14 protein-coding genes are annotated in these 15,430 nt (G+C 60.7%); 6 read left to right on the plus strand and 8 right to left on the minus strand.

The window, feature by feature from the left end:
- Positions 1 to 14 precede the first annotated feature (14 nt).
- A complete protein-coding gene (gene tssI, locus JFT86_RS25520) occupies positions 15 to 2,024 on the plus strand; it encodes a type VI secretion system tip protein VgrG (protein WP_201233799.1) in 2,010 nt (669 codons plus the stop codon).
- A gap of 12 nt (positions 2,025 to 2,036) precedes the next feature.
- Positions 2,037 to 2,579, plus strand: coding sequence for a toxin-antitoxin system YwqK family antitoxin (locus JFT86_RS25525; RefSeq protein WP_201233800.1), 543 nt, complete (start codon positions 2,037 to 2,039; stop codon positions 2,577 to 2,579).
- A 134-nt stretch (positions 2,580 to 2,713) separates the two neighbouring features.
- Here JFT86_RS25525 and JFT86_RS25530 read toward each other — a convergent pair whose 3' ends face one another.
- Complete coding sequence (locus tag JFT86_RS25530) at positions 2,714 to 3,109, minus strand: DUF4280 domain-containing protein (protein WP_166220822.1); 396 nt, start codon at positions 3,107 to 3,109, stop codon at positions 2,714 to 2,716.
- A gap of 190 nt (positions 3,110 to 3,299) precedes the next feature.
- Between JFT86_RS25530 and JFT86_RS25535 the strand changes: the two genes are divergently transcribed.
- From JFT86_RS25535 to JFT86_RS25545, 3 genes are all read left to right on the plus strand, one after another.
- Entirely contained in the window at positions 3,300 to 4,367 is a 1,068-nt protein-coding gene (locus JFT86_RS25535) for a phosphotransferase family protein (protein WP_201238930.1), read from the plus strand.
- A 22-nt stretch (positions 4,368 to 4,389) separates the two neighbouring features.
- Positions 4,390 to 5,157, plus strand: coding sequence for an SDR family oxidoreductase (locus JFT86_RS25540; protein ID WP_201238931.1), 768 nt, complete (start codon positions 4,390 to 4,392; stop codon positions 5,155 to 5,157).
- A gap of 202 nt (positions 5,158 to 5,359) precedes the next feature.
- Positions 5,360 to 6,466: a Gfo/Idh/MocA family oxidoreductase gene (locus JFT86_RS25545; protein ID WP_201233801.1), complete on the plus strand. Its 1,107-nt coding sequence runs from the start codon at positions 5,360 to 5,362 to the stop codon at positions 6,464 to 6,466.
- 3 nt (positions 6,467 to 6,469) lie between these two features.
- On the opposite strand, the gene JFT86_RS25550 is transcribed toward JFT86_RS25545, so the two are convergent.
- From JFT86_RS25550 to JFT86_RS25580, 7 genes are all read right to left on the minus strand, one after another.
- The gene (locus JFT86_RS25550) at positions 6,470 to 7,066 is read right to left on the minus strand and encodes a TRIC cation channel family protein (protein WP_249412120.1); all 597 of its coding nucleotides are present in this window, start codon (positions 7,064 to 7,066) and stop codon (positions 6,470 to 6,472) included.
- Positions 7,067 to 7,107: 41 nt separating this feature from the next.
- Positions 7,108 to 7,329: a hypothetical protein gene (locus tag JFT86_RS25555; RefSeq protein WP_201233802.1), complete on the minus strand. Its 222-nt coding sequence runs from the start codon at positions 7,327 to 7,329 to the stop codon at positions 7,108 to 7,110.
- A gap of 1,278 nt (positions 7,330 to 8,607) precedes the next feature.
- Positions 8,608 to 8,862: a DUF1652 domain-containing protein gene (locus JFT86_RS25560; protein WP_201233803.1), complete on the minus strand. Its 255-nt coding sequence runs from the start codon at positions 8,860 to 8,862 to the stop codon at positions 8,608 to 8,610.
- Positions 8,863 to 8,998: 136 nt separating this feature from the next.
- Positions 8,999 to 10,495, minus strand: coding sequence for a helix-turn-helix transcriptional regulator (locus tag JFT86_RS25565; protein WP_201238932.1), 1,497 nt, complete (start codon positions 10,493 to 10,495; stop codon positions 8,999 to 9,001).
- Between the two features lie 187 nt (positions 10,496 to 10,682).
- Positions 10,683 to 11,576, minus strand: a complete 894-nt coding sequence (locus JFT86_RS25570) for a LysR substrate-binding domain-containing protein (protein ID WP_201238933.1) — start codon at positions 11,574 to 11,576, stop codon at positions 10,683 to 10,685.
- A 6-nt stretch (positions 11,577 to 11,582) separates the two neighbouring features.
- On the minus strand, positions 11,583 to 13,796 hold the full coding sequence (locus JFT86_RS25575) for a molybdopterin cofactor-binding domain-containing protein (RefSeq protein WP_201238934.1): 2,214 nt from the start codon (positions 13,794 to 13,796) through the stop codon (positions 11,583 to 11,585).
- Positions 13,796 to 14,260 (minus strand): (2Fe-2S)-binding protein, encoded by a 465-nt coding sequence (locus tag JFT86_RS25580; RefSeq protein WP_201238935.1) that lies wholly within the window; start codon positions 14,258 to 14,260, stop codon positions 13,796 to 13,798. Before JFT86_RS25580 ends, JFT86_RS25575 begins: the two co-directional genes overlap by 1 nt.
- 118 nt (positions 14,261 to 14,378) lie before the next feature.
- On the opposite strand from JFT86_RS25580, the gene JFT86_RS25585 reads away from it, so the two are divergent.
- The gene (locus JFT86_RS25585; RefSeq protein WP_201238936.1) at positions 14,379 to 15,269 is read left to right on the plus strand and encodes a LysR substrate-binding domain-containing protein; all 891 of its coding nucleotides are present in this window, start codon (positions 14,379 to 14,381) and stop codon (positions 15,267 to 15,269) included.
- The last annotated feature ends 161 nt before the right edge of the window (positions 15,270 to 15,430 follow it).

Here is a 15,430-nt window from a genome sequence, read left to right on the forward strand (position 1 = left end):
ATTGAGGATATTCAATGCCCCGCTCCACCGACAGCAACACCAGTCTCTCCCTCACTGCCACTTCGCTGGCCGCGCTCTTCCCTGAGTCACTGTCCGGTGAAGAAGCACTCAATTCGCTGGCTGTACAGACTCTCAACGGCCTCAACGACGGCACCTCACTCACCCTCACCAGCGCAGTCGCCACCCACGTCACCACCACCCTGCACAACGACGCGCAAATGCGCCCGTTCGATGCCTTGGTCGCCGAGATCCGCCAACTCCCCGCCGACGCCACCGCCGAGCGCTATCAGTTGGTGTTAAGACCCTGGCTGTGGTGGCTGACACTGGCCAGCAACAACCGTGTGTTCCAGAACCTCGCCACCTCGGACATCGTCACGACGATCTTCAAGGCCCACGGTTTCACCGATTTCAAACTCTCGCTGACCGCCAGCTACACCCCGCGTGAATACTGCGTGCAGTATGGCGAGAGCGATTTCGCCTTCGTCTCGCGACTGCTCGAGGAAGAAGGCATCTTCTGGTTTTTCACCCACGACGATGGCATGCACACGCTAGTGCTTGGCGACAGCAACGATGCTTTCGTGCCGATCCCCAACGGGCCGAAAGTCAGTTATCTGGGGCAAGGATTAGGCGAACGTGAACTGCACGGCATCCGCTCGGGCCAAGTCTGTTTGCAGGCGGTCGCCGGGGTGTATCGGGCGACGGATTACGAATTCACCACGCCAACCACGTCACTGTATGGTCAGGCCGAAGCGGTAGCCGGGCCACGTTCGATCTATGAGCATCCCGGCGGTTACAACGCCAAGGCACGCGGCGATACGCTGACCAAGCAACGCGTCGACGGTTTGCGCAGTGAGGAAAAACGCTTTGTCGGCGAGAGCGACTGCCGCTGGCTGATCCCCGGACACTGGTTCACCCTCGCCGGCCACGACGATGCGAGCCTGAATATCGATTGGATCGTCACGCGAGTGACCCATGACGCCAGCCATGAAAGCTATCGCAACCGCTTCGAGGCAATCCCGAAAGCCACACCGTTTCGCCCGCAACGCAGCACACCGAAACCGCGCATGCACCCGCAAACCGCGATTGTGGTGGGCAAGTCCGGCGAGGAAATCTGGACTGACGAATACGGCCGGATCAAGTTGCAGTTCCCCTGGGATCGCGACGGCAAGAATGATGAAAGCAGTTCCTGCTGGGTGCGCGTGGTGTTGCCGTGGAGCGGTAAGGGATTCGGCATGCAGTTCATTCCGCGCATCGGTCAGGAAGTCATCGTGACCTTTATCGACGGTGATCCGGATCGGCCGCTGGTGACCGGTTGCGTCTATAACGGTGATAACGCCCTGCCCTATGCGCTGCCGGCCAACCAGACGCAATCGGGGATCAAGACTCAATCGTCCAAGGGCGGCGGTGGCTTCAACGAGTTGCGCTTCGAGGACAAGAAAGACGCTGAAGAGGTGTTCTTGCAGGCGCAGAAAGATCTGAAAATCAACGTGCTCAACGACACCACCGCCACTGTCGGCCATGACGAAACTCTCACCGTACAAAACGCCCGCACCCGCACGGTCAAGGACGGCGACGAGACCGTGACTCTGGAAAAAGGCAAACGCAGCGTGACGATCCAGACCGGCAGCGACAGCCTCGATGTGAAGGACAGCCGCACGGTCAAGGTTGGCGCCGATCAGAACCACAGCACCGGCGGCAACTACACCGACAAGGTCACCGGCGATTACAGCCTGACGGTGGACGGCAACCTGACAATTAAAGTCAGCGGCACCCTCACCCTGCAAAGCGGCGGCAGTTTCACGATCAAGAGCGGCGCCGATCTGGCGACCTCGGCGAGCACTTCGATCACGCACAAGGCTGGCACTGCCTTGACCAATCAGGCCGGCACTTCACTGGATAACAAGGCCGGCACCACGCTGACCAACGACGCTGGCATCAGCCTGACCAACAAGGGCGCAGCTTCACAGACCGTCGATGGCGGCGGCATGCTGACCATCAAGGGCGGCCTGGTGCAGGTCAACTGACAAGGAGCAGGCATGGCGATCACACCGCTGGATCTACAGCAGGATGACAAACAGTTGAAGGGTCGTTTGCAGGACGGTCAGCTCGACGGCGCCCTGCAGATCAAGGATGACGGGCGCAAACAGGCGGATCTGAATTACAGCCACGGTGAATTGCAGGGCATGTCGCTGCTCTATCACCCCAACGGCAAAGTCTCCGCGCAGATGCCGTTTGTGCGCGACAAGGTGCAAGGCGTGGCGAGTTTTTATTCAGCCGAGGGTTGGTTGCAGCGCAAGGCCACTTACCGGCGCGGGTTGTTGCATGGCGAGGCGTTCAATTACTTCCCGGATGGGCAAGTGGCTGAGGCGGAGTTTTATCGCGATGGCGTGCGTGAGGGGCGCTATCAGCGCTTTCATCCGAACGGGAAAACGGCGGTCGACGCCCGGTATGTGAATGGGCAGTTGCTGGAGCCCGAGCAAGGATTTGCCGAGGATGGGCGGCCGCTGGGCGCGGATGGCAAGCCGATTTCGCGGGTGCGCTGGTGGTATCGCAGGTGGGCGGATCCGCAACAGGCCTGAAGTTTTTTATTGGCAGCACTGGCCTCTTCGCGAGCAGGCTCGCTCCCACAGTTGATTGTGTTTCTTCAGCTGGAATGCGCTCGAATGTGGGAGCGAGCCTGCTCGCGAAGAGGCCAGACTCGGCAACACAAGCCTCAGGGAATGAGCATCTGCATCTGCCCCGGCATCGCGATCTTGATCACCCCCGCCCAGTTGCACATCAACGTGCTGTTGGCGTCGATCGCCGGCATCCCGCCGAGCAGCAGCGTCGGCGCGCCGCCGGGAATCCACGGCGTCGCGGTCGCCGGAATGCACGGCATCGGCGTCAACACGCCCAGCGCCGCCGCAGTGGCAGCGGCGACCATCGGGTTGGCCATGCTCATGCACACGCCAAACGGCAGGATGTTGACCAGCGGAATGTGATCCATGATGTTCGCCGCCGGCATCCCGCCGGTCAGCGTGCGGTTGACCGGCAGCACATTGAGCATCGCCGGCGCGGCGCCGAAGCTGCATTGCAATGTGGCGGTGGCACAGACTTGCGGACAGCCCATTTCACGACTCCTTCGTGGACACGGCATACCCGCTAAACCTTAGACGCCCACGGCCCGCCGCGCACATTCCCAAAGGTGATTATCGTGCAACACGCTAACCTATAAGACCGACCCGCGCTTGTGGCTGCCCGAGCGCGCCATTAGATTAGCCAATGATGTCTGGCCTCCAAAATAAGCAGAAGGGATAAGCATGGCGCTTACTGACCAGTCCACCCGTATCCGCTCTGGCGAAGAACTCGATGCCAGCCTGATCGATCCGTACCTCAAGGCGCACATTCCGGGCCTTAGCGGCTTACCTGCGATCAGCCAGTTTCCCGGCGGTGCGTCAAACCTGACTTACCTGCTGGAATACCCGGAGCAGGAATTCGTCCTGCGCCGTCCGCCGTTCGGCCACAAAGCCAAATCCGCCCACGACATGGGCCGCGAATTCCGCATTCTCAATCAATTGCGCGACGGCTTCCCGTATTGCCCGAAAGCCTACGTGCACTGCACCGACGAATCGGTGATCGGCGCCGAGTTCTACGTGATGGAACGGGTCAACGGCATCATCCTGCGCTCGGAACTGCCGCCGGAACTGGGCCTGGACTCAGCGAAAACCGAAGCCCTGTGCAAGAGCTTCATCGACCGTTTCGTCGAACTGCACCGCGTTGACTACAACGCTTGCGGCCTCGGCGATCTGGGCAAACCGGAAGGTTATGTCGCCCGCCAGATCAAAGGCTGGAGCGAGCGCTACGAAAAAGCCCTGACCCCGGACGCACCGCACTGGGAAGCGGTCAAGGCGTGGCTCAACGACAAGATGCCGGCCGACCACCCGACCTCAAGCATCGTCCATAACGACTACCGCTTCGACAACGTCATCCTCGACCCGCACAACCCGATGCAGATCATCGGCGTGCTCGACTGGGAACTGACCACCCTCGGCGATCCGCTGATGGACCTGGGCAACACCCTCGCCTACTGGATCGAGGCCGGCGACCCGGCGCCGGTGCAACTGATGCGCCGCCAGCCGAGCCACGCGCCGGGCATGCTGACCCGCCGCGAATTCGTCGATTATTACGCCGAGCGCTCCGGCATCCAGATCGACAATTTCGACTTCTACTACACCTACGGCCTGTTCCGCCTGGCCGGCATCGTGCAGCAGATCTACTACCGCTTCTACCACGGCCAGACCCAGGACAAACGCTTCGCGCAGTTCATTCACATGAACAAACTGCTGGAGCAGATGAGCTTGCAGGTCATTGCGAAATCGAGCCTCTGACGGCCCACACCAAGGAACCCTTATGTCCAAGACTCAGTTGTTCGACCTCGACGGCAAGATCGCTTTCGTATCCGGCGCCAGCCGTGGCATCGGTGAAGCCATCGCCAAACTGCTGGCCCAGCAAGGCGCCCATGTGATCGTTTCGAGCCGCAAACTCGACGGCTGCCAGCACGTCGCCGACGCAATCATCGCCGCCGGCGGCAAAGCCACCGCCGTGGCCTGCCACATCGGTGAAATGGAACAGATCAGCCAGGTGTTCGCCGGGATCAAGGAACAGTTCGGCCGCCTCGACATTCTGGTCAATAACGCCGCGACCAACCCGCAGTTCTGCAACGTCCTCGACACCGACCTGAGCGCCTTCCAGAAGACCGTCGACGTGAACATTCGCGGCTACTTCTTCATGTCCGTGGAAGCCGGCAAGCTGATGCGCGAAAACGGTGGCGGCAGCATCATCAACGTCGCATCGATCAACGGTATTTCGCCGGGGATTTTCCAGGGCATCTACTCGGTGACCAAGGCGGCGGTGATCAACATGACCAAAGTCTTCGCCAAGGAATGCGCGCAGTTCGGCATCCGCTGCAACGCCCTATTGCCAGGCCTGACCGACACCAAATTCGCTTCGGCGCTGGTGAAAAACGATGCAATTCTCAAGCAGGCACTGACGCAGATCCCGCTCAAGCGCGTGGCGGATCCGAGTGAAATGGCCGGGGCGGTGCTGTATCTGGCGAGTGATGCGTCGAGCTATACCACTGGTGTTTCGCTCAACGTGGACGGTGGTTTCCTGTCCTGATCACACTTACTGATCGCAAACACCACAGGTAGGAGCTGCCGCAGGCTGCGATCTTTTGATCCTTGTCGTTGAAAGCAAGATCAAAAGATCGCAGCCTGCGGCAGCTCCTACAGAGAATGAATATTTATTCTGAAATTTGCATATAGAGAATTTTTATTCCATAAATAGCCTTCCTGAAAATAAAAACCCAAGGAATACGGCTATGCGCGAACTCGGTATCGGTCTCATCGGCACAGGTTTCATGGGCCGTGCCCATGCCTTGGCGTTTCGCAATGTCAGTGCAGTGTTCGAACTGCCGTTCAAACTCTCCCTCGCCGCCCTCGCCGACGCCGATCCACAGCGTGCCCGCCACTGTGCCGAAGCCTGGGGTTTTGCCGCGCATCACAGCGACTGGCAACAATTGATCGATGACCCCAAGGTCAATCTGGTCGCCATCACCACCCCCAATCACCTGCACTACCCGATGGCCATGGCCGCCCTGGCTGCCGGCAAAGCGGTGTACTGCGAAAAACCCCTGGCGGTGAACCTCGAACAAGCCAGCGCCATGCGTCAGGCCGCCAGAGACGCCGGAGTGGTCACGCGGGTCGGCTACAACTACCAGCACAACCCGATGATCACGCTGGCTCATGACTTGATTCGCGACGGCAAACTCGGCGAGATCATCAGCTTTCAGGGTGAGTTCAGTGAAGACTTCATGGCCGATCCCGACTCGCCGTGGTCATGGCGCTGCGACCCGGCACATGCCGGCGGTGCGTTGGCGGACCTCGGCAGTCACTTGCTATCGATGGCGCGCTACCTGGTCGGCGAAGTCACAGCGGTTTGCGCCGACACCCAGACCGTCCACAGCCAACGCCCGGCCGGCACCTCGAAAAAACCGATCAACGTCGACGATCAAGTCCACGCCCTGCTGCGTTTCGCCAACGGCGCCCGAGGCACGTTCAGCAGCAGTTGGCTCAAACACGGCTACAAGAACCACCTGAGCTTTGAAATCAGCGGCACGCGCGGCACCCTCATCTTCGATCAGGAGCGCTTGAACGAACTGCGTCTGTTCCGCGCCGGACAGGACGGTTTCCAGCGCCTGCTCGCCGGCCCCAACCTGCCGGGCTACGCCGCGTTCAGCCCTGCTCCGGGTCATCAATTGGGTTACAACGAACTGAAGACGTTAGAGGTGCATGACGTGCTGATGGCGTTGGCCGGTAACCATCAGGGTGGCACCGACTTCGAACAGGCCTGGGCCGTCGAGCGTCTGGCCACGGCAATTCGCCTCGCCGCGCGCGAGCAGCGTTGGGTCCGCCTCGAAGAAGTCTGAAACTCAGGCATCAATGACCTTCGGCAACTGCCAGCCGAAATGCACTGACAGCAGGCGCAGCAGCAAACACGCTGCGCCTGCCAGCAGCGCCGCTGCGACCGGTGGCACACCGCAACGCCGTGCGATGATCAACACCGCCGCACCGGTAAAAGCCGAACTGGCATACAAATCCGCCTGCAACACGACCGGTATCCGCGCCAGCACAATGTCGCGAAGCACCCCGCCGCCGACGCCAGTAATCGTGCCCATCAGCATGGCTACAAATGGCGTGATGCCGAAATTCAAAGCCTTTTGTGCCCCGGCCACGGCAAACAGCGCCAAACCGGCGGCATCCAGCACAATCAGGGTCGAACCGGACCAGCCCAGCACCTGTTCATGGAAAACAAACGCCAGCCCGCCCATGAAAAACGCCAGCGCCGGATAGCGCCAATCGGCCACCGCGTTCGGTGGCGTAGCGCCGATCAGCAGATCACGGGTCACCCCGCCGCCGAGCGCGACGATAAACGCGATCACCATCACCCCGAGCAAGTCGAGCTGACTGCGCATCGCCGCAATGGCCCCTTCCACGGCAAACACCGCCGTGCCGAGCAGATCGGCCACCAGCACAATCCGCTCAACCCGAGACTTGCGCCCCGCCGGCGTTATTGAGTGACGCAACGAGTAGTGGTGATGTGTCGAGTCACTTGCCCGTCAACGTACATGTCGCCGGCGACCTCAGTGTTTTCGAGGACCTGGCAAGTACGTTCCGGCGGTGGCGGTGGAGTGACCGGTGGCGGTGGCGGCGGACTGGCACAACCGGCCAACAGCGCCACAGCAAAAGCCAATGACAACGGTGAACACACGCGTTTCCCAAGATTGTTCATAGGACGACCCGCGATAAATGAAGACTTACTCCCGCAACCCAACCGACCACGGAAGACCTGACCACTCATTCTTTATAGCCGACAGCCCCGCAAGCGCCAGTAAACCGGCCACGCCGAAGCGCCAGAGCTGTCGATTTTGCGCCGGATTTGAAGGGAAAAAGACTCATGATCCGCTTCGCCAGACTGATCGTCATCGCTGGCAAGCCAGCTCCCACAATGGATTGAGTGCATTCAGTTAGCGGTTGGTTGGTTGGCAGGCCGCCATCGCGAGCAGGCTCACTCCTACAGTTTGATCGGGTGCAGCAGTAAGAGAATGGTCGGCTGGCGGGCCAGCTCCCACAATGGATTGAGTGCATTCAGTTAGCGGTTGGTTGGATTGCAGGTCGCCATCGCGAGCAGGCTCACTCCTACAGTTTGATCGGGGTGCAGCAGGAAGAGAATGGTTGGCTGGCGGGCCAGCTCCCACAATGGATTGAGTGCATTCAGTTAGAGGTTGGTTGGCTTGCAGGTCGCCATCGCGAGCAGGCTCACTCCTACAGTTGGATCGGGTGCAGCAGGAAGAGAATGGTTGGCTGGCGGGCCAGCTCCCACAATGGATTGAGTGCATTCAGTTAGAGGTTGGTTGGCTTGCAGGTCGCCATCGCGAGCAGGCTCACTCCTACAGTTTGATCGGGGTGCAGCAGTAAGAGAATGGTTGGCTGTCAGGGCGACATCGCTGGCAAGCCAGCTCCCACACGATTGATGTACATCCCACGGCAATGGGCCAGCCGAAAGAACGCCTTCGCCAGCAGGCTGGCTCCCACATAGAGCAAAAGCCAAAGCCAACCGCTTTTGACTTACACCACTTAACACAATGAGCGTTAGCTCAAGTGCCGCTTTTGACCTCCACCACTCAACACAATGAGCGTTAGCTCAAGTGCCGCTTTTGACCTCCACCACTCAACACAATGAGCGTTAGCTCGAGTGCAGCTCCTGATCTCAGAGCCCGTCGGGAGGCTGAGTGGAGGGGTTTATCCGGGGGGAGGCGCGAAGCGCCGTTCGACGAAGTCGAACACATCGAGAGGAGGTGCAGCGCAGCAAACCGGAGGCGATGCCCCCGGATGAACACCGTAGCGAAGGGACCCCGAGCCACAGCGAGGGGCCGTACGTCAGGGTGAAGACCTTTGCTTCCTTTGGGGCGTTTGCCAAAGGGAGTCGACCGTCAGGGCGAAACCGCCAGCAGCCATCACCAAAAAAACGGATAAACACCCAAAGACCAAAAGCAACACTCCGCTACACCTACAAAACCGGATCAATAGACGAGCGCAAAGAATTGCTCTCAAGCTCATACCGCAACTCATCAATCAACGCTTCCACCGACTCCGGCGTTCGCAACGCATCCAGCTTCAACCCACTGATCACCAGATCCACCTGCCCCGACACCGGGTGATAAAGCTTCACCGTCAGCGAATGATCCCCATCAACCGAACACTCACACGCCAGCGGCGAAAAGCTCTGTTCAAGCCGGGCACGCAACTGCGCAAGATTCATCATTGAGGCCGTTCCTTTAACTGCTCGATGGGACACGATCCCAAGCCAAAACAGGCTCGTATCGCACCCCACCAGACTAAGAACAGCCCCCGCCCGCCAACACCCGAATTTGCACCGGTTGAACTAGTGCATTTGCACCCTAACGCTGCCCCTTGGTCCGCCACTCACCCGAAAACAACCCACGCTCCCGCGCCCAGACAATCGCCTCGCTGCGGCTGTGCACATCCAGTTTGGAATACACCGTCGCCACGTGATTACGCACGGTGTTCGGCGCCAGTTTCAAGCGCGCCGCAATCTCCTTGTCCGCCAGCCCTTCGCAGATCAGCCCCAGCACATCGCGCTCACGCGCCGTCAGGTCAGTGAACGAGACACTCGGCAGTTGCGGCGAATTGACCTTCTTCACATTGGCCAGTTTTTCGATCAGCGTGCGACTGAACCAAGAAGCGTCCTTCATCACCTCTTCGATCGCCGCCACCAGCTCAAGCTCGGTGCGCTTGCGCTCGGTGATGTCCATCAGCACCAGCAGATAGCAGGACATATCCTGAATGTTGACCGTGTCGGCAGACACCGCGCACTCCAGCAGATCCGCATCTTTCTTGCGCACCCGCACATCGACCCGGTCAATCCGGCCGTTCTTCGCCAGCGCCGTCAGCAGCCGGGCCCGGGCGCCCTCATCGTCGATGAAGTCCAGCTGCGTCACGGTTTTGCCAACCACGTCATCGCTGGCATAGGCCAGGGTATCGAGGAACGCCTGATTGACATCGATCACCTGCTGTTCGTCGGCGCTGCAAATCAGAATCGGCACCGGCGTCAGACGGAAGGCCTTGGCGAAGCGCTCTTCGCTCTGGCGCAGCGCCACTTCCGCCTTGTGCCGCAACTCCATGTCGACGAAGGAAAACAACATGCACTGCTCATCGTTGAGCTGCAGCGGTTGCCCGGCGACGATCACTTGTTTGGTGCTGCCATCGGACAAGCGCAACTCGGCCTGCATCTGCGGAATGGTCGCGACATCTTTCAGGCGCTGAATGGCCAGGTCCTTGTGCTCGGCCTGTTCGAGGATGTCGATTTCATAAGCCGAGGTGCCGATGACCTGGTCGCGGGTATAGCCGGTCATCTCGAGAAACCCCGGATTGACCTTGATGTAACGCAAATCGCTGAGACGGCAGATCACCGCCGGCGCCGGGTTGGCGTTGAAGGTTTTCTCGAAACGCTGCTCGGCGTTGGCCCAGTCGGTGACGTCGCTCATGATCAGCACCAGCGACTCCGGCTGACCTTCGCGGTCGGTCAGGACCATGCTGCGCACGCTGTGCACCCAGACGCGCTCCGGGTCATCGACGGCGGACACCTCGATCAGTACGTCACTGAAAGCCTCACAGCGCGCCACGCGGCTGATCGGATAATTCTCGGCGGGCACTACGTGGTTGTTGCGATAGCGCAGGCTGAAACGCTTGGCATACTCGTCGGCGTTCGCGCCCAGCTCACCGATCCGGCTGACGCCGTGCATGGCCAGCGCGGATTCGTTGGCCCAGAGGATGCTCTGATCCAGCTCAAGCAGGATCACCCCGTCGGACAGCCCGGCAATGATCTGCTGCAACTGGCGACGATTGGTTTCGCGGGTCAGGACTTCCTGGCTCATTGGATCTCCACAAGTGATACGCCCATGTGAAGGTTACGACCGCGCGGCGCCGTGATCGTGCCGAGCATCACTTCCCGCATCACCACATTTCCCTGTAGGAGTGAGCCTGCTCGCGATAGCGGTGGGTCATTTAGCCAATACGCTGACTGACATACCGCTATCGCGAGCAGGCTCACTCCTAGAGGGGTTAGTGGTGATTTGAGGATTCCACCAATTCACGCAGGGTATCGAGAAACAGCTTGAGCACCGGCGACGCATCATCCGCGCGATAGGTGGCGTACAGCGGCACTTCCGGCAGCGCCGGAGTCAGCGCCTTGAACACCAGCCCCGCCGGCGCCAATTGCTCGATGGAGGCCGGCAACAGCGCAACGCCAAACCCGGCGCGCACCAGACTGAGCAAGGTCTGCACCTCGATCACCTGCTGACGGATCTGCGGGGTGAACCCGGCCTGGATACAACACTGATAGAGAAAATTGGCAAAGCGCGACTGCTTCAATTCCAGCGCCACAAACGGCTCCTGCGCCAGATCCGCCGGGGCCAGCGCCTCGCGAAAGGCCAACGGATGGTCCGCCGGCATCACCACATGAATCGGCTCGTAGATCAGCAATTCATTGCGCAACAGCGGATCGTCATAACCCACGCGAAACACGCAGGCATCGATACGTTTCTCCTTCAACGCCTTGACCTGCGCCGCCGGGGTCATCTCGTGCAGGCGCCAGCTGACCTGCGGATAACGCTGGCGAAACAGGTGCAGAGCCTTCGGCAGCACGCCGACCATCACCGAACTGATCATGCCGATTTCCAGCTCACCGAGCTGCCCGCGTCCGGTCTGACGGGTCAGGTCCAGCGCCCGGTCGAGCTGCTCGAAAACCAGCGGCGTCTGCTCTTTGAGCATCTGTCCCGCCGCTGTCAGCTCGACCCGATGATGACTGCGTTCGAACAGCGGTGTGCCGAGCTCTTCTTCGAGCAAGCGGATTTGTTGACTCAACGGCGGCTGGCAAATGTGCAGGCGTTCGGCGGCGCGACCGAAGTGCAACTCATCGGCCAGCGCCATGAAGTAACGCAACAGGCGCAGGTCCATGGCAGCTTACCCCAGGCTCAACGGGGTCGAGCGCTGCCGCACTCCGGTCAGCGCGAACAACGCGTTGGCGATGGCCGGCGCTACCGATGGACTGCCCAGTTCGCCGACACCGCCGGGTTTACTCGGCTCACCGTCCAGAACGACGATGTCGGTGGCGGGCATATCCGACATGCGCGTAACGCGATAGTCGTGGAAGTTGCTCTGCACCACCCGCCCCTGCTTGATGTCGAGCCGGTCAAACAACGCATGACCCAAGCCCCACATCAGGCCGCCGTAGATCTGCTCTTCGACCCCGCCCGGTGACACCGCCAGGCCGCAATCAACCACGCAGGTGAGTTTTTCCACTTTAGCCTTGCCATCGACGGTCGCAACCCGCGCCACCACCGCGATAAAACTGGTGTAACCCTGATTCGTGGCGATCCCCAGCGCCGTGCCCGGCGGCAACGGCTGGCCCCATCCGGCCCGCTCGGCGGCCTGCTTGAGCACCGCCACATGCCGAGGTCGCTCCTGCATGTTGGCCAGGCGAAACGCCAACGGATCGGCGCCGGCCGTATGCGCCAGTTCATCCATGAAGCTTTCCACGGCAAACACATTCGGGATGAAACTCACCGACCGATACCAGCCACTGGGCACGTGGCTTTCGTGCTTGACCCAGTTCAGGTCCAGGTGTGGCGGACGATAGGCAAAGTCCCATGCGGTGATCGCTTCGGTGGTGCTGTAATCCATATGATCCGGACGTTCGAAATACCCCGGTTCCCACTGCTCCGGCGAGGCTGGTGACACCGCGTGCAGTTGCAGCGCGGTGAGTTTGCCCTGTGCGTCGAGCGCACCCTTGACCCGGTGCAAGGTTGCCGGGTGATTGAACAACGCGTGCATTTCGTCTTCGCGGCTGTTGAGCAGTTTCACCGGCACGCTGCTTTGCTGCGCCAGATACGCGACTTCGAACAACCAGTATTTAGACTCCCGCGCGCCGAAACTGCCACCGGACACCAACTCGTTAATGGTGACCCTGGCCTTGTCGATGCCGCACACGGTTTGCGCCGCTTCCAGCGCTGACGATGGCACCTGCACGCCGCCCCAGTAGGTGATTGCCTGATCCTTGACCTGTGCGGTAATGCAGATCGGCTCCAGCGGATTTTGCACCTTGTAGGGCATGCGGTAATCGGCTTCGATCAGCTTCGCCGCGCCTGGCCATTGCCCAGCGACGTCGCCATGGGTCATGGCTTTTACGGTCTGTACTGTCGGATCGCCGATGGCTTTGGCCTGAGCGCTGGCCAACTGTTCGCTGTCGAACCCGGCCAGCGCTGAATCGCTCCACTGAATCTCCAGCACGTTGCGCCCCTGTTGCGCGGCCCAGAACGTTTCCGCCAGCACCGCGACGCCTTCCAGATTGCCGCCAAGCACGTCCGGCCGCCCCGGGATCGCGATCACCTTGCGCACGCCTGACACCTGCAATGCCGCCGCCGAATTCACGCTGATCACCTTTGCGCCGACCACGGGTGCACGCTGAATCACCGCCACCAGCATCCCTGGCAATTGCACGTCGATGCTGTACTTGAAACGCCCGCAGACCTTGGCTGCCGCATCACGTTTGTGACGCAGCTTGCCGATGTACTTGAAGTGCGCCGGATCCTTCAGCGTGACCTGCTCCGGCGCTGGCAAATGCGCCGCCACGCCGACCAGTTCGCCGTAGCCGAGGCTGCGTTTACTCGATGGATGAACAACTCGGCCGTCTTCGGTGGTGCAACTGTCAGGGCTGACCTTCCACTGTTTGGCCGCCGCCGTGATCAACAGCGCCCGCGCTGTCGCCCCGGCCATCCGCAAGCGGTCGTACTCCAGCGAAACACTGGTGCTGCCGCCGGTGGAGAAGACTTTCCAGATCGGGTGAATGTAGGTTTCGAAGAACGGATCTTCCGGGGTGATCACCTGCACGGTCATCGGGTTGACGTCCAGCTCTTCAGCCACGCAAGCGGCCAGCGCCGTTTGCGTGCCCGTGCCGGAATCGTGCTTGTGCACCACCAGTTTGACGGTGCCGTCGGGGAAGATCCGCACCCAGGCGTTGGGCTCGAATTCAGTGGCCGGCGCCGGGGCTTTCGGGTCAGTCGCGGCGATGCCGGACGGTAAATACAGGGCTATCGCCAGCCCCGAAGCCACCGTCGCCGCTTGTTTGAGAAACATTCGGCGTGACGGTTCGATCAAGGTGTCGTCGAGCAGGCGCATTACGCCTCCTTCGGCGTGTTCGCCGCGCGTTTGATCGCCTTGTTGATCCGTCCGTAAGTGCCGCAGCGGCAGATATTGCCGGACATCGCATTGCGGATCGAATCGTCAGTCACCGCCGCCCCGGTGCTGAGCAATGCAGCCGCGGACATGATCTGACCGGATTGACAGTAACCGCATTGCGGCACATCTTCGGCGACCCAGGCCAGTTGCAGCGGATGGTTTTCGCTTGGCGACAAGCCTTCGATGGTGGTGATGCTGTGGCCCGCGACGGCGGCCAGCGGCAACTGGCAGGAACGCACCGCGACACCGTTCAGGTGCACGGTGCAGGCACCGCACAGGCCCATGCCGCAGCCGAATTTGGTGCCGGTGAGTTTCAACTGATCGCGCAACACCCATAACAAGGGCATGGAGGGGGACGCCTCATCCAGCTCGCGTCGTTCGCCGTTAACCGTGAATGCAATCATTGTCAGGCTCCAAAAGAGCGGCCCGTCTTTGTGCGGGCCTGGTCCCCGAATAGTGGGAGCCTTGGCAACACGCGGCCAGCGACGATTTCTGCCAACCGGTGTAAGCAGGACTAACAACATGTACAAGCGATACCCGTCGGTGCAGTCCATGAGTGCGTTTATCCACGCGGCGCGCAGCGGCAGTTTTTCCAGTGCCGCCCGCAAGCTCGATCTGACCCACAGCGCGATCAGCCAGCAGATCCGCGCACTGGAAGATTTCATCGGCCAGCCGCTGTTCGTGCGTGAAGGCGGCGGCAGCAATCTGACTGACGCCGGGCAGCTGTTTGCCAGCGTGTTGTCGGATGGTCTGGCGCAGATTGATCGGGCGTTGTCCTCGGTGAAAAACCGCAGCGTGGCGCAACGCCTGACGCTGGACGTGGACAGCGAACTGGCGCAGAGCTGGCTCAATCCGCGCCTGCCACAACTGCTCGATGGGTTGCCGGATTACGAAGTGACGCTGCTGTCGATGCCGCGCAGTGATCGCAGCACGTTCGAGCGGGTCGATCTGGCGTTGCGTTATGGCTATGGCGATTGGGACGACTGCGAGATGACGCAGATCTGTGGCGATCGGGTGCTGGCGGTGGCGTCGCCGCAGTTGCTGGAACGGTACGGGTTGCAGTTGCCGTTGAGCCCGGCGCAAGTGCTTGAGTTGCCGTTGTTGGGGTATACGCGGCGCTCGTGGATTCCATGGCTGGATGCGGCGGGCATGCCGCCCGTGGAGCCGCCGGCGCGGGTGGTTTTTGATAATGCGGCGAATCTGATTGCAGCGGCCGAGGCCGGTGTTGGTGCTGGGCTGGTGCGTGGATTACTGGCCGCCGATGCGTTGCGCAGCGGGCGGCTGGTGGCGCTGAACGCGGCGCAGATTGCGGCGCATTACAACCTGTATGCGGTGTGGCCGCATGGGCAGGCTGAGCGGGTGGCGCCGGTGGTTGAGGTGATCAGGCAGTTGGCTTTGCATACACAATCTTGACGCTATCGCGAGCAGGCTCACTCCTACAGGGGAATGCATTCCAACTGTAGGAGTGAGCCTGCTCGCGATAGCGCCGGCACAGTCACCAATGAAGCTAAATCCAAAACCATATCGCCCAAGTATCACCACCGCGCCCAATTAATATTGTACGAACCCAACCC

The sequence above is a fragment of the Pseudomonas sp. TH06 genome (genome assembly GCF_016651305.1).
Classification (GTDB): Bacteria; Pseudomonadota; Gammaproteobacteria; order Pseudomonadales; family Pseudomonadaceae; genus Aquipseudomonas.

Coding starts and splice junctions, on each gene's coding strand:
- tssI (WP_201233799.1), top strand. CDS start 15: ATGCCCCGCTCCACCGACAGCAACACCAGTCTCTCCCTCACTGCCACT.
- JFT86_RS25525 (WP_201233800.1), top strand. CDS start 2,037: ATGGCGATCACACCGCTGGATCTACAGCAGGATGACAAACAGTTGAAG.
- JFT86_RS25530 (WP_166220822.1), bottom strand. CDS start 3,109: ATGGGCTGTCCGCAAGTCTGTGCCACCGCCACATTGCAATGCAGCTTC.
- JFT86_RS25535 (WP_201238930.1), top strand. CDS start 3,300: ATGGCGCTTACTGACCAGTCCACCCGTATCCGCTCTGGCGAAGAACTC.
- JFT86_RS25540 (WP_201238931.1), top strand. CDS start 4,390: ATGTCCAAGACTCAGTTGTTCGACCTCGACGGCAAGATCGCTTTCGTA.
- JFT86_RS25545 (WP_201233801.1), top strand. CDS start 5,360: ATGCGCGAACTCGGTATCGGTCTCATCGGCACAGGTTTCATGGGCCGT.
- JFT86_RS25555 (WP_201233802.1), bottom strand. CDS start 7,329: ATGAACAATCTTGGGAAACGCGTGTGTTCACCGTTGTCATTGGCTTTT.
- JFT86_RS25560 (WP_201233803.1), bottom strand. CDS start 8,862: ATGATGAATCTTGCGCAGTTGCGTGCCCGGCTTGAACAGAGCTTTTCG.
- JFT86_RS25565 (WP_201238932.1), bottom strand. CDS start 10,495: ATGAGCCAGGAAGTCCTGACCCGCGAAACCAATCGTCGCCAGTTGCAG.
- JFT86_RS25570 (WP_201238933.1), bottom strand. CDS start 11,576: ATGGACCTGCGCCTGTTGCGTTACTTCATGGCGCTGGCCGATGAGTTG.
- JFT86_RS25575 (WP_201238934.1), bottom strand. CDS start 13,796: ATGCGCCTGCTCGACGACACCTTGATCGAACCGTCACGCCGAATGTTT.
- JFT86_RS25580 (WP_201238935.1), bottom strand. CDS start 14,260: ATGATTGCATTCACGGTTAACGGCGAACGACGCGAGCTGGATGAGGCG.
- JFT86_RS25585 (WP_201238936.1), top strand. CDS start 14,379: ATGTACAAGCGATACCCGTCGGTGCAGTCCATGAGTGCGTTTATCCAC.